Raw genomic sequence first — 17,561 nt, 5'->3', positions numbered from 1 at the left:
GGCGGGTGGTCTTGTCCCTTTTCGCGCGTGGCCCCCGCCGCCGCGGTCTCGAAGGCCAGCGCCGAGGAGTCGCGCTCGTGATGGCTGCCGTCGAGCAGCACCGCCCTGAAGTCCACCAGCGGATGGCCGGCCACCACGCCCTGCGCGGCGGCGCGGCGGATGCCGGCTTCCACCGCGGGCACGTACTCGCGCGGCACCGCGCCGCCGGCGATGCGGCTCTCGAAGCGGATGCCCTCGCCGCGCGGCAGCGGCTCCACGCGCAGCAGCACCTCGGCGTACTGGCCGGGGCCGCCGCTTTGCTTGCGGTGCAGGTAGCGCGCTTCGGCCGCGCGCGTCAGCGTTTCGCGATAAGCCACCTGCGGCCGGCCTACCGTCACCTCCACGTTGAAGCGCGCGCGCAGCTTTTCCAGCGTGACTTCGAGCTGCAGCTCGCCCATGCCGGACAGCAGCGTCTGCCCGCTTTCCGGGTCCTGCCGCAGGCGCAGGCTGGGGTCTTCCTGCACCAGCGCCTGCAGGCCGCGCGACAGGCCGGCCTGGTCGGCGTGGGTGCGCGGCTCGATGGCGACGTCGATCACGGGCTCGGGCGCGTCGATGCTTTCCAGCACCACGGGATGCGCCGGATCGGTCAGCGTGTCGCCGGTCACGGTGGCCTTGAGGCCGGCGATGGCCACGATGTCGCCGGCCACGGCCGCGCCGCGCTCCTGCTTGCTGTCGGCATGCATCTCGTACAGGCGCGCCACGCGCTCGCGCTTGCCGCTGCCGGCGTTGAGCACGGTGTCGCCGGCGGCCACGCGGCCGCGGTAGATGCGCACGAACGTAAGCGTGCCGTGCGCGTCGTGCACGACCTTGAAGGCGAGCGCCGCCAGCGGCTGGGCCGGGTCCGCGTCCAGTTCGGGGCGCGCCACGTCGGCCGGCGCCGGCAGGTAGCCGGTGACGGCGTCGAGCAGCGGCTCCACGCCCTTGTTCTTGAACGCGGAGCCGGCCAGCACCGGCACCGCGGCGCCGGCCACGGTCACGCGGCGGATGGCCGCGCGCAGCGCCGCCGCATCCGGCTCGCGGCCAGCGAGGTAGCCTTCCAGCATGGCGTCGTCGTGCTCGGCCAGCGTCTCCAGCAGGCGCTGGCGCCAGGCCGCGGCCTGCTCCGCCATCGCGTGCGGCACGGGCTGCGTGGCGTAGGCCTGCCTGCCGGCGCCGTCCGGCCACAGCAGCGCCCGCATGGCGACGAGATCGACCACGCCGGCGAAAGCGGCTTCGCTACCGATCGGCAGTTGCAGCACCAGCGGCACCGCGCCCAGGCGCTGCTCGATCATGCCCACCACGCGCAGGAAATCCGCGCCGGTGCGGTCAAGCTTGTTGACGAAGGCGATGCGCGGCACGCGGTAGCGGTCGGCCAGGCGCCAGTTGGTCTCGGTCTGCGGCTCCACGCCGGCCACGCCGTCGAACACCACCACGGCGCCGTCGAGCACGCGCAGCGAGCGGTTCACCTCGATGTTGAAATCGATGTGGCCGGGCGTGTCGATCAGGTTGATGCGGTGGCCGCGCCAGGCCACGGTGGTGGCGGCGCTGTTGATGGTGATGCCGCGCGCCTGCTCCTGCGGGTCGAAGTCCAGGGCGGCGGCGCCGTCGTGCACTTCGCCGAGCCGGTGGCTGGCGCCGGTGTAGAACAGGATGCGTTCGGAGGTGGTGGTCTTGCCCGCGTCCACGTGGGCGATGATGCCGATGTTCCTGACGACGCCGTTGTCGTTGTCGTTGTTGTTGAGTGCCTTGCGTTCCATGATGGGCTGCCTTTGCGAAAACACCCTGGCGGGTGCGTGCCGGCCAGGGTGTTGTCGGTGTCCCCGGCGGGCGGTCTGTGCGATGCCCCGGGACTGCGGATGGCAGCCAGGGGGCTATGGAATCGCTTGCGGGGCGGCGCCGGCATGCCGCATGCGGCACGCAGTGACATCGATGGCGGCGACAGCCGATGCCGTTACCACGCCAAGGGACGAGCGCAAGCTCCCGTTCCCTTGGCCGGTTTGAATCGTGGCGATCAGCTTGTCGTAGGTACGCATGGCGTGTGAGATGGTGGCGAAGTGCAAAAACAAAACCCCGGCGGGCCTGCGGGGCCGTCCGGGGTTTGTGCATGCTTCGCGTTCCCCGGAGCGGCCTGCCAGCCTTCCGGGCGCGAGGCTCGGAAGACTAGACGTGAATGGCCAGCAGCACGCGATCACCGTGCGGTGCCGCGGCAAACGCGGCAAACCCTGCGAAGGGCGCGGCGGTGCGTCGGGCTGCTTGTTTCATGTTGTCCGGACTCCAGAGATTGGCGCGCAGTCTAGCACCGTTGCATGAAACGTGCAGGGCGCGTGGCATGCGTGCAGCGCCCGGCAAAGTGCACTAGGCTGGAAGCCGAGGACACCCCGCAGGAGATCCCCATGCCAAGCCATCCCGTCCTGGAACGGGTCACCGCCCGCATCGTCGCGCGCAGCGCCGCCACCCGCCAGGCCTACCTGGCGCGCACGCGCGCGCTGGCCGGACAGAAGGTGGAACGCGCGCACCTGTCCTGTACCAACCTCGCGCACGGCGTGGCGGCCATGCCCGAGCAGGCCAGGATCCGGCTCAAGGCGCAGGAGCGGCCCAACCTCGCCATCGTCTCGTCCTACAACGACATGCTGTCCGCGCACCAGCCGCTGGCGGCATATCCGCAATGGCTCAAGGAGGCCGCGCTCGAAGCGGGCGGCACCGCGCAGTTCGCCGGCGGCACGCCGGCCATGTGCGATGGCGTGACGCAGGGGCAGGACGGCATGGACCTGTCGCTGTTCTCGCGCGACGTGATCGCGCTGTCGGCGGCGGTGGCGCTGTCGCACCAAATGTTCGACGGCGCGCTGTACCTGGGCGTGTGCGACAAGATCGTGCCGGGGCTGGTGATGGGCGCGCTGTCGTTCGGGCACCTGCCCGCGGTGTTCGTGCCGGCCGGGCCCATGACCACCGGCATCGGCAACGAGGAAAAGGCGCGCATCCGCCAGCAATACGCCGAGGGCAAGATCGGCCGCGCGGAGCTGCTCGAGGCCGAGAGCAAGTCGTATCACGGCCCCGGCACCTGCACCTTCTACGGCACCGCGAACTCCAACCAGATGCTGATGGAGATGATGGGCCTGCATCTGCCCGGCACCGCCTTCGTCAATCCCGGCACGCCGCTGCGCGAGGCGCTCACGCGCGAAGCCGCGCGCCAGGCGCTGCGCCTCGTGCACGGCGGCGAGCGCTACACGCCGGTGGCCGACGTGCTCGACGAGCGCGCCTTCGTCAACGGCATCGTGGGGCTGCTGGCCACCGGCGGCTCCACCAACCACACGCTGCACCTGGTGGCGATGGCGCGCGTGGCGGGCATCGTGCTGGGCTGGGACGATTTCGCCGAGCTCTCGGAAGTGGTGCCGCTGCTGGCGCGCGTGTACCCGAACGGCAGCGCCGACGTGAACCAGTTCCAGGCCGCCGGCGGCCTGCCGGTGGTGATCCGCGGGCTGCTGTCGCTGGGCCTGCTGCACGACGACGTGACCACGGTGGCGGGCAAGGGGCTGGCCGACTACACGCGCGAGCCGGTCCTGCGCGACGGCAGACTGGTGTGGATCGACGGGCCCGCCGCGCCGCTGGACGACAGCATCGTGCGCGCCGCCGCGCGGCCGTTCGCGCCCGAAGGCGGCATCAAGCTGCTCGACGGCAATATCGGCCGCGCCGTGCTCAAGATCTCCGCGGTCAAGCCCGAGCACCACGTGGTGGAGGCGCCGGCGCTGGTGTTCCACACGCAGGACGCGCTGATCGATGCGTTCAAGCGCGGCGAGCTGGAGCGCGATTTCGTCGCGGTGCTGCCGTGGCAGGGGCCGGCCGCCTGCGGCATGCCCGAGCTGCACAAGCTCACGCCCACGCTGACCGTGCTGCAGGGGCGCGGCTTTCGCGTGGCGCTGGTGACGGACGGCCGCATGTCGGGCGCCTCGGGCAAGGTGCCGGCGGCCATCCACGTCTGCCCCGAGGCGCTGAACGGCGGCGGCATCGCGCGCGTGCGCGACGGCGACCCGATGCGCGTGGACGCGCACGCGGGCGTGCTGGCGGTGATGGTGCCGCAGGCCGAATGGGACGCGCGCGACATCACGCCGCCGGACCTGTCGGCCAACCGGCACGGCGTGGGGCGCGACCTGTTCGGCGGCTTCCGCAAGCACGTCGGCTCGGCGGAAGAAGGCGCGTGCGCGCTGTTTGCCGACGAGGGCTGACGGCGGCGGGCGTGGCGCGCCGCGTTGCCGTGTGGCGGAGCCTGCGTCAGCTCAGGCGCTGGGCCGCGGGCTCGGGCCGGGCGCCGTCCGGCACGCGCACTTCCTGCACCGGCACGGCGAGCGGGCAGCCGGCCGCTTCGAGCGCCGGCTTGATGCGCTGGTAGAAGGCGAAGCGCACGTTCCAGTAGTCGCCGGCAGCGGTCCAGCAGCGCACGTTGAGCGTGACGCCCTGCGCGGCATAGTTGACCACCATGACTTCGGCCGCGGGTTCGGGCAGCACGCGCTTGTCCGCCGCGAGCATGGCGCGCAGCGCGTCGAGCGCGGCCTGGATGTCGGCGCCGAAGGTGACGGTGACTTCGATGTCGAGCCGGCGCGTGGGGTTCTCGCTGTAGTTGGTGATGGCGCTGCCCCAGATCTTGCCGTTGGGCACGCGCAGGCAGACGCCGTCGAAGGTGGTCAGCTCGGTCATGAACAGGCCGGTCTCGCGCACGGTGCCGGCCACGCCCTGCGCGTCGATGTACTGGCCCACGCGGAACGGCCGCAGCAGCACCAGCATGATGCCGGCGGCGATGTTCTGCAGCGTGCCCTGCAGCGCCAGCCCGATGGCCAGGCCGGCCGCGCCGAGCATGGCGACGATGCTCGCGGTCTGCACGCCGAACTGCGACAGCACCAGCACCACGGTCAGCACGCGCACGATCCATTGCGTGACGCTGGCCAGCATCGGGCGCAGCGTGGCGTCCACGCTCGGCCGGTCGAAGGCGTGCAGGATGGCCGCGCGGGCGCGCCCGGAGATCCACCAGCCCAGGATCAGGATGACGATGGCGGCGATGCAGTTCAGGCCCTGCTGCACGGCGAGCTGCGCGAGGTAGGTGCCGGCAGCTTCCAGCTTCTGCGGGTCGATGAAGTTGAGGTTCATGGCGATCGGCTCCGGCGGAGAAAACAAGGACAAGGACAAAGATCGGGACAAGGCGAAGCGCGATGGGAACGCGCCGGGCGTACCCGTTTCTGCGTACCCCGACAGCGCGCAAACCCGGCGCCACGGCGCGCCGGTTTCGCGCGGCGCGGCACCGGGACCTGCCCGCGATAGCCCGACCGGATGTCGGACGATCACCGGCAATGGCTCGATATTGCGGATGTATTCAGGACAGAAGCGCGGCAGTGAGGTTCCCGCGCGCGGCCGCGCGAGGCGCGCGCGAAATAGCGCCAGCTAGCGCCAGCCCTTGTCGCGCAAGGGCTGGCGCCGCGTCGAAAAATTTCGCCGGAGGTCAGGCCGATGGCGTGCGGGCCGGATGCCCGCGGGCATTCGCGGCAGCGCCGCCGCATGGGACCGGCGGCACGCAGAAACGGGTACGCTTTCGCGTCTGGAAGGGATTCGGAGGGGATTCGAAAGGGATGCGCGGCACGGCGCGCGGCGCCGTGCCGGGAGCCCGCGGCGGCCGGCTCAGGCGGCCACGGGATGGTCGTGCAGGCGGTCGCGCTCGGCGAGTGAGGGGAACAGGCGCATCCATACCGCCACCACCACCAGCGTGCCCAGGCCGCCCAGCAGCACCGCGCCGACCGGCCCGAGCAGCGCCGCCGTGACGCCCGACTCGAACTCGCCCAGCTGGTTGGATGCGCCGATGAAGACCGAGTTGACCGCGCCCACGCGCCCGCGCATGTCGTCGGGCGTGTCGAGCTGGACCAGCGTGGAACGCACCACCACGCTGATCATGTCGGACGCGCCGAGCATGACCAGCGCCACCATCGACAGCGGCAGCCAGCGCGAGACGCCGAACACCATCGTGGCGACGCCGAACACCGCCACCGCGCCGAACATGATGCGGCCCACGCGCCGGTTCATCGGATGGTGCGCCAGCCACAGCGCCGTGGTCAGCGCGCCGATGGCCGGCGACGAGCGCAGCAGGCCGAGGCCCCACGGGCCGGTGTGCAGGATGTCGCGCGCGTAGATCGGCAGCAGCGCGGTGGCGCCCCCCAGCAGCACGGCGAACAGGTCCAGCGAGATGGCGCCGAGCAGCACCGGCCGGCTGCGGATGTAGGCGATGCCCGCGAACAGCGTGGCAACGCTGACCGGCGTGTTGTTGCGCTGCACGAGCTGGCGCAGCTTGAGCGCGCTCACCAGGCAGGCGGCGATGGCGAACAGCGTGGCGCTGATGGCGTAGACCACGCCGGGGCCGGCCACGTAGGCGAAGCCGCCCAGGGCCGGGCCGATGATGATGGCGGTCTGCACGGCCGAGCTCGACATGGCCACCGCGCGCGGCAACTGGCGCGCCGTGACCACGCTGGGCAGCAGCGCCTGCAGCGTGGGCGTCTCGAAGGCGCGGGTGGCGCCGATCAGGGCCACGAAGACGAAGATGTGCTCGCGCGTGATCCAGCCCTTGAGGCTGGCCACCGCCATCGAGACCGCGATCAGCGCTTCCAGCGTCTGGCACGAGCGCACGATCACGCGCCGGTCGAAGCGGTCGGCCACGTGGCCGGACATCAGCAGCAGGACCACCGAGGGCAGGAACTGCACCAGCCCCACCATGCCGAGCATGAAGGGATCGCGGGTGAGGTCGTAGATCTGCCAGCCCACCGCCACCGTGAAGATCTGGTAGCCGATCGTGGTGCACAGGCGGGCAAACCAGAACAGCCGGAACGAAGGGTCGCGAAAAACGGAATCCGGCTCGGCGGCCGGAACGGTGGCAGGGGTCGACATGGATGGCGGCAAGGACGGGAAAGTCGGCGGGGCACGCAGCAAGGCCCCACGCGGCGGAACGTAAGAAAGCGCCTGAAGCTGCCCTTTTCCCTGGAACGAGCCTGGGAGCGGGCCTCCTGTCTGGCCTGATGCTTGATTCCGCAAGCTTTGGATTCTATCCGAGCGGGCCGCCGCATGCAGCCGCATGCGGCAAGTTCTATGTATCGAATCTGACACAATAGCGCCGCAGTGACGGTATCGGCACCTGCGACGTGCCCTGCTGCGGCGACCGGACCGCCCCAGACCCGCTTCCGCCAGCGCAAGCCGCGACACCGCGGCAGCCTGCGCGCGCCGAACGTCAGACGATCTCGCGCGTCTCGCGGAACTCCACCTTCGGGAAGCGCTCCTGCGTCAGGCGCAGGTTGACCATGCTCGGCGCGAGGTAGACGTGGTCGCCGGCGCCGTCGAGCGCGACGTTGTGGCCGGCCTTCTCGATCAGCTTCTCGATCTCGGCCGGGTCGCCCTTGAGCCAGCGCGCGGTGGCGCATTCGTGCGATTCGAAGATCGCGTCGACGCCGTATTCATGCTCGAGCCGGTGCGCCACCACGTCGAACTGCAGGATGCCCACGGCGCCCAGCACGAGGTCGTTGGAGGCGATCGGGCGGAACATCTGCGTGGCGCCTTCCTCGGCCAGCTGCTGCAGGCCCTTCTGCAGCTGCTTGACCTTGAGCGGGTTGTTCAGGCGCGCGCGGCGGAAGAACTCGGGCGCGAACGAGGGGATGCCGGTGAACTTGAGCGGCTCGCCCTCGGTGAACACGTCGCCCAGGCGGATGGTGCCGTGGTTGGGCACGCCGATGATGTCGCCCGAATACGCTTCCTCGGTGGTGTTGCGGTCCTGCGCCATGAAGGTGATGGCGTTGTTGATGGCGACCGTCTTGCCGGTGGACACGTGCAGCAGCTTCATGCCGCGCTCGAAGCGGCCCGAGCACACGCGCACGAAGGCGATGCGGTCGCGGTGGCGCGGGTCCATGTTGGCCTGGATCTTGAACACGAAGCCGGTGAACCTGGGCTCGTCCGGCTCCACCACGCGGGTCTCGGTGTTGCGCGCCTGCGGCGGCGGGGCGAGCTCGCACAGCGCGTCGAGCAGCGACTGCACGCCGAAGTTGTTGATGGCCGAGCCGAAGTAGACCGGGGTCTGCTTGCCGGCGAGGAACGCGTCCTTGTCGAACGCATGCGAGGCGCCGCGCACCAGTTCGATCTCGATGCGCAGCTCCTCGGCCTGGCTGCCCAGCATGCGGTCGAGCTCGGGGTTGTCGAGCCCGTCGACCATCGCGGAGGTGCCCTTCTCGCCGTGCGGGTCGAACAGTTGCACGCGGTCGTCGATCAGGTGGTACACGCCGCGGAAGGACTTGCCCATGCCGATCGGCCACGTCATCGGCGCGCACTGCATCTGCAGCACGTCTTCGATTTCGTCGAGCAGCTCGATCGGCGAGCGGCCTTCGCGGTCGAGCTTGTTGATGAAGGTGAGGATGGGCGTGTCGCGCAGGCGGCAGACGTTGAGCAGCTTGATGGTCTGCGCTTCCACGCCGTTGACCGAGTCGATCACCATCACCGCGGAGTCCACCGCGGTCAGCGTGCGGTAGGTGTCCTCGGAGAAGTCCTCGTGGCCCGGGGTGTCGAGCAGGTTGACGATGTTCTCGCGGTACGGGAACTGCATCACCGACGAAGTCACCGAGATGCCGCGCTGCTTTTCCAGCTCCATCCAGTCGGAGGTGGCGTGGCGGTCGGCCTTGCGCGCGCGCACTTCGCCGGCGACCTGGATGGCGCCGCCGAACCACAGCAGTTTTTCGGTCAGGGTCGTCTTACCCGCGTCAGGGTGCGAAATGATGGCAAAGGTGCGACGACGCGCAATTTCGGATACGAGCGAGCTCACGGCGGTGGATTCTGCAAACGGAAGATGGAAAGGCCCGGGGCGCAGCGGGCCGGCGCCAGGGGCCGGCGGGACCATCAGCTCGAGGTCGGGGCGCCGGGCACTGCGGGCATGCACGAAGGGAATCGGGCGGTATTTTACCGGTTCGCGGGCGCGGCGGCGCGCGGCGCGGCCTGCGCGCCCGCGCCCTGGCCGCGCAGGCTGCCGAATTGCAGCGCGTACTGGCGCGTCAGCTCGGCCCCGAAGAAGAAGATTTGCGCCGAGTAATACACCCACAGCATCAGCGCGACGACCGAGCCGGCCGCGCCGTAGGAAGACGCCACCGCGCTGTTGCCGAGGTACAGGCCGATCAGCCGCTTGCCGGCGGCGAACAGCAGCGCGGTGATGACGGCGCCCATGATGACGTCGCGCCACGCGATGCGCGCATTGGGCAGCATCTTGAAGATCACCGCGAACAGCAGCGTGACCACGCCGAACGAAAACGCGGTGGAGAGCACGTCGGCCACCGGCGCGAACCAGGACTGCGTCCACATCTGGCCCCAGAAGCGGTCCACCACGGCCAGCGCGGCGTTGACGATCAGCGACACCAGTAGCATGAAGGCCAGCACCAGCACCAGGCTGAACGACAGCAGCCGCGCGCGCAGCAATTGCTGCCAGCCCGCGCCCTGCGGCGCCGGCGCGGCCCAGATCTCGTCCAGGCTGCCCTTGAGCTCGGCGAAGGCGCTGGTGGCGCCGACGAACAGGATGCCGGTGGCGATGGCGGCGGCCAGCCCGCCGCCGCCGGCGCGGTGGGTGGCGGCCAGGATCTCCTGGATGGCGGCCGCGCCCTGCGCGCCGACCAGGCCGTCGATCTGGGCGAAGATCTCGCCGCGCGCGGCCTCGGCGCCGAAGAAGATGCCGGCGATGGAGATCACCAGCACCAGGATCGGCGCGAGCGAGAACAGCATGTAGAACGACAGCGCCGCGCCCTTGCTGGCGGCGCGGTGGGCCACCCAGGCGCGAACCGAGGCCCCCACCACGCTGGCGGTGCGCGCGGCGGTGTGGCGGTCGGGCAGCCAGCGGCCCGGGCGCGGCCGGGGCGCATCGGCGTCCAGGGGGCGGCGGGGCGCATCGGCGGGATTCACGCGCGGGTCCGGCGGGGAGGTGGCCATGAGGACGGCACGGGCTACGCCGGCATGGTTAGCGCTCCTTGCGCAGGCCCCAGACGAGCGACACCGCGAACAGCACAAGGAAGACGATGAAGAGCAGCTTGGCTACCTGGGCCGCCCCGGCGGAAAGGCCGCCGAAGCCGAACAGCGCGGCAATCACGGCGACCACGAAGAAAAGCACGGCATAGCGCAACATGATGAGACTCCGGCAAGGCTTCTCCCGTTTTTGCATGTGGCCGAAAGTCCATGATACAGCCGCCCGCGCGCTTTGCCCAAGCGCGCGCGCAGCGCGCCAGCGGCTAGACTGGAACCGGAAGGCAGGCGGGCGGCGGCCATGCCGGGCGCCGTCCTTCCGGCCGTCTTTCCCGAACCCAGTCAGAAGGAGGCACCATGAACCGGACCACCGCGCACTGCCTCGGCATTGCCGTCTTCCTGGCGCTCGGCGTGCTTGCCGCCACCGGCTGCGAGCGCAGCCAGCCGGGCCCGAAGCCGATCTCCGGCGGCATGGCCGAGCAGGCCAGCGCCGCGCCGGCACGCTAGGCGCGCCGCGCATCCACGCCGCGACACGGCATGCGCGGGGCGCGATGGCGGCGCGGACATCGCCGTTGCCCCGCGCGCCATCCCCGCGCCCGCGCCACTTCACGCACCCTCCGCAAGCGTCCGGCGTACCCGTTTCTGCGTGAATGAAACGGTCGGCCACCGTGCGCGCCGGCCGCCGGCGCGCCTGTTACAGCCCTGCAACCAACGCCGGGCCGCCAGCGCGGCCCCGCGCGGGCGGACTCCCTGCCGGACACGGCAAGCCGCGCAGGCGATCGGCCGCCGAAAGCCGCCGCCGGCGCGGCCGGCGGCGTGTTTCAGTACCGCAACCAAAGCGTCCCCCCGTTCGGGGGGAACCTCCCCGCGTGCTCCCGCGCCGCCCGCAAACCGGCCCCGGTGCTGGCTTCGCGCGGATTGGCATGCTTGTCGCTCTGTGCCCGGCAGGGAGACATAAAAAAATGACGCGACGAGTCCTACAACGCGGGAGTGAGTTCTGCCATGCGTCAGCCGCCTGCGCGTATGACGGCACGAAGGCGATCGCATCGGCTGGCGCGGCCCGCGCCGTCGGTGTTGCAGCTTTTGTCGCCGCCCTTGCTCCCCTCTGCGCGATTGCCGGCACAGGCGACATCGTCGTTCTGCGCAGCGTCGAGCCGCGTATTGCCTATCGCGGCATTCCGCAGGGGGACATGCCGATAGCCGCCGCTGTCGAGCCGTTTCCGTCCCAGCGCTTCCAGCAATCCGCCGCCGCCGTGGCGAGCGACCTGACCGACAGCGACCTCGCCGCCGCGGTGGGCCGCAGCGCCGCGGGCGGCGCCGCGCCCGCTGCCGGCCAGGCGGTGCCTGCGCGCCGCGCCGGCCTGCCGGCCCAGGCCGAAGGGCTGGCCGCGGGCGTCACCACCGCCGGCGTCGCGGGCGGCATTGCCGGGCAGGTAACGCAGGCCACCGGCAGCGCGAGCGGCGCCTTGCTGCGCGGGCTCGCGCCGCTGGCCACGGGACTGCGGCCATGACACCGGCGCGCGCCATCGCCTGCGCCGTGCTCGCGCTGGGCGGCATGCCGGCGCACGCGCAGGTGGCGGGCGCGCAGGTGGCGAGCGCGGACAACGCCGGCATCGGTCCGGGCGCGCTGGCCGGCGTGGCCGGGCGCGCCGCCGTCAACGTGGCCGCGGGCAGCGGCAACGCGCAGAGCAACCAGGCCGCGATCTCCACAGCCGCCGCCGCGGTGCAATCGATGCAACGTGCCGGCGCCACCGCGCCCGCGGCCGGCGCCGCCAGCCAGATCGGCGGCGGCGCGTTTGCCGGCGCCAGCGGGCTGATCGCGGCCAACGTGGCCAGCGGCAACGGCAACCTGCAGAGCAACGCGGCGGTGCTGGCGCCGTCCGCCGCGGTGAGGATCGAGGCGATCTCGGACGGCCTGCTGGCCGCCGCATCGGCAGGCGGGAGCCGCCCGGGTTCAGCGGGCCGCGCACCGGGACCGCGCGAGGCAGTCATCCAGCCGGATGCCTACCGCAACGCCAGCGGCCTGGTGCAGCTGAACCAGACGGCGGGATCGGGGAACGTCTCGTCCAACGTTTTTGTGCTCCGTCCCCCGGCGGGCACTTTTTTCTAGCAAGGGAAGGAGAAGATCATGAAAACGAGAATGCTCGCCATCGCAGCGATGGCCGCGCTTTCCACCAGTGCGTTCGCCGGCGGGTTCAGCTACTTCGATCGTCCCGACGAGGCCGACATCTTCAACCAGACCGCCATCAGCAACGACATCTACGTGCGCGGCTTCGGCTTCGCCTGGGGCGACATCCGCTTCAAGTCCGAATCGGGCGCGGTGGTCGACAGCCAGCAGAGCGCGCGCGGCAACGGCGTGCGCATCGGCCCGTCGAACAATGCCGCGTCCGGCGGCGGCAGCGCGCTGGTCAACGCGCAGGGCAATATCGGCGTGAACGTCTCCGCCGGCGCCGGCAACGGCCAGTCCAACCAGGCCGCGCTGGCGAGCATCGACGCCGCCGACGTGTTCGCCTCCGCGCAGGTGTTCTCCAGCCAGAAGACCGGCGGCAACGGCGTGCGCATGGCCGGCGCCGCCAACAGCGCCACCCTGGGCGACGGCATGCTCGCCGGCGCCAGGGGCAACGTCGGCGTGAACATCGCCGCCGGCGCCGGCAACCTGCAGAGCAATGCGCTGGCGGCCTCGGTCAACACCGGCGGCGGCACCGGCCGCGGCGGGCAGCCGGTCGGCGTGCTGGCCAAGGCGAGCGCGTCCAACGACCAGTCCACCTACGGCAACGACCTGTCGATGTGCGGCTGCCGGCCGAGCAACACGGCCTCGCTGGCCGGCGGCGCGCTGGCCAACGCGGTGGGCAACATCGGCGTGAACATCTCCGCCGGCGCCGGCAACGCGCAGAGCAACGGCCTCGCCATTTCCACGGCGACGCACTGAGCGCGGCGCCGCGGCATGGCCGCATTGCGGCCGCGGTACGGAAAGACGCGGCGGCGGAGCCGGGCACCGGGGGGTACCGGCTCATCCCGCCCGAGGGAGGAAACGAGATGCGCGCGCTATTTCGCGTGACCGGGGCATGCCTGCTGCTGGCCGCCGCCTGCGGCGCCAGCGGGCAGGGCACGATGACCATCAACCTCGATGGCCAGGCCATGCTCAGGAAGCCGGTCAGGAGCATGCTGGAGATGCGCTACCAGAACGTGATGCGCCAGCAGCTCGACTTCAGTTGCGGCGCGGCGGCGGTGGGCACGCTGTTGCGCTACGGTTACGGCTTCGACCTCGCCGAACCGAAGATCGTGGAGGACATGCTGCGCATCTCGGATGCCGACACCGTGCTCAAGAACGGCTTCTCCATGCTCGACATGCGCAACTACGTGGAGACGCTGGGGCTGCGCGGACGGGGCTTCCGCGTGGACTACGGCGCGCTGCGCCAGCTCCGGATCCCGGTCATCACGCTGCTCGACGTCAACGGCTACCTGCACTTCGTGGTGGTGCGCAGGGCCATCGACGGGCGCGTGTTCGTGGCCGACCCGGCGCTGGGCAACCGCATCATCAGGGAAGAGGATTTCGCCGCCAACTGGAACGGGCTGGTGTTCGCCATCGTGGGCCGCCCGTTCGATGCGAACTCGCCGCTGCTGGACTTCACCGCGCCGGCCCTGCGCGAGCGGACCAACGCCGCGCTGGCCGGCGGCATGGTGCCGGCCGCGCTCGATTTCGGCCTGATCCGCATGGACTATTTCTGACATGGCCACCGCGCTGCGCCTGTTCTGCCTGACCTGCGCCGCCGGCGCGGCGATGGCGGCCGCGCCGGCGGCGCGGGCGGTTTCGGCCGCCGACGACGCGGCCGCCATCGTCGGCGCGGCGGCGCGGGCGGAGCCGGTTGCCGACGACGAACTGGCGGGCGCGCGCGGCAAGTACCTCGGGGCCAGCCTGGTCAGCGGCTTCATGGTGGAGATGGTGTCGCGCTGGCAGAACGACAGCGCGGTCGCCACCGCCACCGCGCGCGTGGCGGCGGCCAACCTGGCCGCGGGCGCGGCGGCGGCGCAGGCCAGCGCGAGCCTGTCGGCGCGCGTGCAGAGCCTGGGCGGCGGCACGGTGCAGGGCAACGGCGGCGTGGCCAGCGCCGCGGTGCAGGCCGCGGGCGTGGGACAGGTGACGCAGATCGCGGGCGATGGCAACTCGGTGCGCAACGTCAGCACCATCACCACGCAGACCGCGCCGCTCGCGGCGCCGGCGGCTGGCGGCAACGGCACCGCGCCGCAGGTGGCGCAAGCCAACGGCATGACGGCCAGCGCGGCGGTGAGCCCCGGCGGCGGGGTCTCGGTGGCGATCCGGTCGGCGGCCGGCAGCGCGACGCAGAACGCGCAGGGTGGCGGCCTGATGCAGGCCGCGCGCGTCACCGGCGACGCGCAGCAGGTGCTCAATCTCACCAACATCACGCTGCAAGTGCAGCAACTGACGAACCGGCAACTGACGCAAACGAGCATGCGGGACGCACTAGCGGCGATCGCATCGATGCGACGATAATCGCTGCATGCGGGGGTGGCGCACCTGCTTGACGCGTGTTCAGATTTCCGGGGGGAAAGATGAAGACCGAATTCGCTGTGCTGGGAACCCTGGCGGGAACCCTGCTCTCCACTGGCGCGTGCGGGCAGGTCGGTGCCCAGGCGCCGGGCGCGGACGAGCGGATCGAACGATTGACAAGACTGGTCGAGCAGCAGGAGCAGACCATCAGGACTCTCGAGCGGCGCCTGGACGAGCTGGAAATGGCCGGGGCGCGCGGCCGGGGGGTCGTGGAGGGAACGGGGAGAACCGGGGAAACGGGGAGCAGTGCCGAGGGGAACGCCGGCGGCGGCATGGCCGCTGCGGGCGTTCCCTCCCTGGCACAGGACGCCGCGCCGGCCACGCCCGGCAACCTCGCCGGCGGCGCCGGCACGCCGGTGGTGGGTTCCGACGCGCGCGCGACGCAGCAGCAGGCGCGCGTGCAGAGCAAGGACCTGGTCTACCAGACCGAGCACGCGCCGCTGTTCGAGCGGCGCCTGACCATCGACAGCGGTTTCGTCTACAGCTACTACGACCGGCGCGCGCTGTCGCTCTCGGGCTTTCTCGCGCTCGACGCGATCTTTCTCGGCACCATCAACCTGAACCAGACCAAGTCGCACACGCTCACCTACGACACCATCTTCCGCTATGGCCTGACCGACCGCATGTCGATGGACTTCGACCTGCCGGTGACGTACCGCAACACCAACTTCATCTCGGGCGGCGCGGGCGGCTCCGCTGCCAGCCTGTCCGACGCCACGCTCAGCACCACGGCGCTGGGCGACATCAGCATGGGCGTGTACTACCAGTTCCTGCGCGAGAGCGGCGCGGCGCCGGACGTGGTGGGCAGCGTGCGCGTGCGCGCGCCCACCGGGCGCTCGCCGTTCGGCATCAAGCTGGTGTCGGCCGACCCGAACAACAACAACCTCAACGTCGCCGCGCAACTGCCGACCGGCAACGGCGTGTGGGCGGTCACGGCGGGCCTGTCGGTGCTCAAGACCTACGACCCGGTGGTGCTGTTCGCCAATGCCAGCTACACCTACAACATCAGGCGCTCCGTGAGCGACATCTCGTCCGTGCAGGGCGAGGCCGCGCCGGCCGACGTGAAGCTCGGCGACACCATCGGCTTCGGCGGTGGCCTGGCGCTTGCGCTCAACGACCGCACCTCGATGTCGCTGGCCTTCAACGCGGCGCTGTCGGGCAGCACGCAGGTCACGACCGCGGGCGTGACGCAGACGGTGGTCGGCAGCCGCGCCAACGTGGCGACCATGACGTTCGGCTTCAACCACGTCATCACCAAGGGGCTGTCGGTGAGCACCGCGTTCGGCATCGGGCTGACGCCGGACGCGCCGAACTATACGGTGTCGCTGCGGTTTCCTTATACGTTCTGAGGGGATGGGGCGGGAGAGAAAAAACGGGGCCCCGGCGCGGCGGGATTGCAGACGGCAGGCGGCGCCAGTCGCCGAGGGTTTGCTCCCCTCTCCCATGAAATGGGAGAGGGGAGACCACAAGCGGCAAGCAAATGTTGTCGGCGACCTGTACGCGCACCGCAGCCCGCCTGATCCCCGTCGCCCGCAGCCCGCTATTCCCCCGCCCCCGGCCTCGCCTCGATGCGGATGTTGTGCTTGTGCATCAGCCGGTAGAGCGTGACCCGCGAGACGTTGAGCTCGCGCGCGGCGGGCACCACGTGGAAGCCGTGGCTCGCCATCACGGTGCGGATCGCCTCGCGCTCGGCTTCCTCGCGGATGGCGTCGAGCGTCTTGCGCGGGGTATCGGTGCCGCCGTGCAGCTGCAGGTCTTCCGCGGTGATCTTGCGGTTGTCCGTCATCACGATGGCGCGCCGCACCCGGTTGATCAGCTCGCGCACGTTGCCGGGCCATTCGTACTGCATCATCGCCTGCGTGGAGCACGGCGAGAAGCCGCGGATGCGCCGGTGCGCCTCGTGCCCGTGCTCGGCGAGCACCGCGTTGGCCAGCAGCAGGATGTCCTCGCCGCGCTCGCGCAGCGGCGGGATCGACAGGGTCAGCACGCACAGCCGGTGGAACAGGTCGGAACGGAAGCGCCCGTCGGCCTGCGCCGCCACCAGGTCCACGTGCGTGGCCGAGATGATGCGCAGGTCCAGCGGAATCGACTGGTGCCCGCCGAGCCGGGTGATGGTGCCTTGCTGCAGGAAGCGCAGCAGCGCGACCTGGCTCTCCAGCGGCAGGTCGCCGATTTCGTCGAGGAACAGCGTGCCGCCCTGCGCCTGCTCGATCCAGCCGATCTTGCGCTGGTTGGCGCCGGTGAACGCGCCCTTCTCGTAGCCGAACAGCTCGGACTGCACCAGGTGCGGCGGAATCGCGCCGCAGTTGATGGCCACGAACGGTCCCTTGCGCCGGCTCGACGCCTCGTGCACGGCCTGCGCCGCCAGCTCCTTGCCGGTGCCTGATTCGCCGGAGATGAAGACCGGCGCCTCGTTGTGCGCCACCTTGGCCAGCGAGCGGAACATCGCGCGCATGGCCGCGCATTCGCCGATCATCGGGCCATGCCCGATCAGCTCGTGGCTGCGCGCGCCGTGCAGGCACGCCATGCCGTGCGCGTGCTTGAGCGTGTAGAGCAGCTCGCTGAACGAGAACGGCGTGCGCACGTAGTCCACGCAGTAGTCGCGGATCAGCCGGCGCACGCGCTCGTCCTCGAGCATGCGCGAGGAGGTGATCGCCACCCACATCACGTGCAGGTATTGCAGGCTCTGCTCGAGCTGCGCGAGCTCGGCGTCGCTGTACTCGCTTTCGAGATCGAGCACGCCGGCCATCGGCGCGCTGCCCCGCACCACGCGGCTCAGGTCGCGGATCTGCTGGATGTGGCGAATCTCCCAGCCAGACCCGAACTGGGCCGGATCGAATCCATAGGGTTCATGGCGCGACACGACCAGCACCTGTGCGGTGCGTGTCGCCACCTTGCACAGTCGGTCCATAGCGTTCTCCCTGCCGTTGGGCATCTTGGCTACCCGGGCTTGCGCGGCGGCCTCGCT

Annotated in this window: 16 protein-coding genes; 9 read left to right on the top strand and 7 right to left on the bottom strand. The window is 70.8% G+C overall.

Annotated features, from left to right (window positions below; genetic code table 11):
• A partial coding sequence (fusA, locus tag AC3WXD_RS24170; protein ID WP_492324863.1) for an elongation factor G occupies positions 1-1,775 on the bottom strand: 1,775 nt, incomplete at its 3' end.
• Positions 1,776-2,411: 636 nt separating this feature from the next.
• Here fusA and edd point away from each other — a divergent pair.
• A complete protein-coding gene (gene edd, locus AC3WXD_RS24165) occupies positions 2,412-4,238 on the top strand; it encodes a phosphogluconate dehydratase (protein WP_020204787.1) in 1,827 nt (608 codons plus the stop codon).
• Between the two features lie 46 nt (positions 4,239-4,284).
• Here edd and AC3WXD_RS24160 read toward each other — a convergent pair whose 3' ends face one another.
• Positions 4,285-5,154 carry a mechanosensitive ion channel family protein gene (locus AC3WXD_RS24160; RefSeq protein WP_492324862.1) on the bottom strand — a complete coding sequence of 290 codons (870 nt, stop codon included), beginning with the start codon at positions 5,152-5,154 and terminating at the stop codon, positions 4,285-4,287.
• Between AC3WXD_RS24160 and AC3WXD_RS24155 the strand changes: the two genes are divergently transcribed.
• A complete protein-coding gene (locus AC3WXD_RS24155) occupies positions 5,153-5,449 on the top strand; it encodes a hypothetical protein (RefSeq protein WP_454733975.1) in 297 nt (98 codons plus the stop codon). The genes AC3WXD_RS24160 and AC3WXD_RS24155 overlap by 2 nt on opposite strands.
• A gap of 230 nt (positions 5,450-5,679) precedes the next feature.
• Here the strand turns inward: AC3WXD_RS24155 and AC3WXD_RS24150 are convergent, their stop codons facing one another.
• From AC3WXD_RS24150 to AC3WXD_RS24135, 4 genes are all read right to left on the bottom strand, one after another.
• Positions 5,680-6,933, bottom strand: a complete 1,254-nt coding sequence (locus tag AC3WXD_RS24150; protein WP_059411988.1) for an MFS transporter — start codon at positions 6,931-6,933, stop codon at positions 5,680-5,682.
• A 337-nt stretch (positions 6,934-7,270) separates the two neighbouring features.
• Positions 7,271-8,845 carry a peptide chain release factor 3 gene (locus AC3WXD_RS24145; RefSeq protein WP_059411989.1) on the bottom strand — a complete coding sequence of 525 codons (1,575 nt, stop codon included), beginning with the start codon at positions 8,843-8,845 and terminating at the stop codon, positions 7,271-7,273.
• A 134-nt stretch (positions 8,846-8,979) separates the two neighbouring features.
• Complete coding sequence (locus tag AC3WXD_RS24140) at positions 8,980-9,993, bottom strand: YihY/virulence factor BrkB family protein (protein WP_020204783.1); 1,014 nt, start codon at positions 9,991-9,993, stop codon at positions 8,980-8,982.
• A gap of 28 nt (positions 9,994-10,021) precedes the next feature.
• Positions 10,022-10,186, bottom strand: coding sequence for a DUF1328 domain-containing protein (locus AC3WXD_RS24135; protein ID WP_020204782.1), 165 nt, complete (start codon positions 10,184-10,186; stop codon positions 10,022-10,024).
• 194 nt (positions 10,187-10,380) lie between these two features.
• Between AC3WXD_RS24135 and AC3WXD_RS24130 the strand changes: the two genes are divergently transcribed.
• From AC3WXD_RS24130 to AC3WXD_RS24100, 7 genes are all read left to right on the top strand, one after another.
• Positions 10,381-10,530 (top strand): hypothetical protein, encoded by a 150-nt coding sequence (locus tag AC3WXD_RS24130; RefSeq protein WP_020204781.1) that lies wholly within the window; start codon positions 10,381-10,383, stop codon positions 10,528-10,530.
• 455 nt (positions 10,531-10,985) lie between these two features.
• The gene (locus AC3WXD_RS24125; RefSeq protein ID WP_492324861.1) at positions 10,986-11,534 is read left to right on the top strand and encodes a FapA family amyloid fibril periplasmic chaperone; all 549 of its coding nucleotides are present in this window, start codon (positions 10,986-10,988) and stop codon (positions 11,532-11,534) included.
• Positions 11,531-12,133 (top strand): FapB/FapC family functional amyloid domain-containing protein, encoded by a 603-nt coding sequence (locus AC3WXD_RS24120; RefSeq protein WP_492324860.1) that lies wholly within the window; start codon positions 11,531-11,533, stop codon positions 12,131-12,133. Before AC3WXD_RS24125 ends, AC3WXD_RS24120 begins: the two co-directional genes overlap by 4 nt.
• A gap of 18 nt (positions 12,134-12,151) precedes the next feature.
• The gene (locus AC3WXD_RS24115) at positions 12,152-12,952 is read left to right on the top strand and encodes a FapB/FapC family functional amyloid domain-containing protein (RefSeq protein WP_059411992.1); all 801 of its coding nucleotides are present in this window, start codon (positions 12,152-12,154) and stop codon (positions 12,950-12,952) included.
• A gap of 107 nt (positions 12,953-13,059) precedes the next feature.
• Positions 13,060-13,752 carry a C39 family peptidase gene (locus tag AC3WXD_RS24110; protein ID WP_020204777.1) on the top strand — a complete coding sequence of 231 codons (693 nt, stop codon included), beginning with the start codon at positions 13,060-13,062 and terminating at the stop codon, positions 13,750-13,752.
• Position 13,753: 1 nt separating this feature from the next.
• A complete protein-coding gene (locus AC3WXD_RS24105) occupies positions 13,754-14,536 on the top strand; it encodes a hypothetical protein (protein WP_059411994.1) in 783 nt (260 codons plus the stop codon).
• Positions 14,537-14,595: 59 nt separating this feature from the next.
• Positions 14,596-15,942 carry a transporter family protein gene (locus AC3WXD_RS24100; RefSeq protein ID WP_492324859.1) on the top strand — a complete coding sequence of 449 codons (1,347 nt, stop codon included), beginning with the start codon at positions 14,596-14,598 and terminating at the stop codon, positions 15,940-15,942.
• Between the two features lie 191 nt (positions 15,943-16,133).
• Here AC3WXD_RS24100 and AC3WXD_RS24095 read toward each other — a convergent pair whose 3' ends face one another.
• Positions 16,134-17,504 (bottom strand): sigma-54-dependent transcriptional regulator, encoded by a 1,371-nt coding sequence (locus AC3WXD_RS24095; protein WP_020204774.1) that lies wholly within the window; start codon positions 17,502-17,504, stop codon positions 16,134-16,136.
• Positions 17,505-17,561 lie beyond the last annotated feature (57 nt).

Source organism: Cupriavidus sp. FW216-B1 (assembly GCF_058789195.1).
The sequence above is the reverse complement of the archived record's forward strand: the minus strand, read 5'-3'. Positions and strand labels throughout refer to the sequence as shown.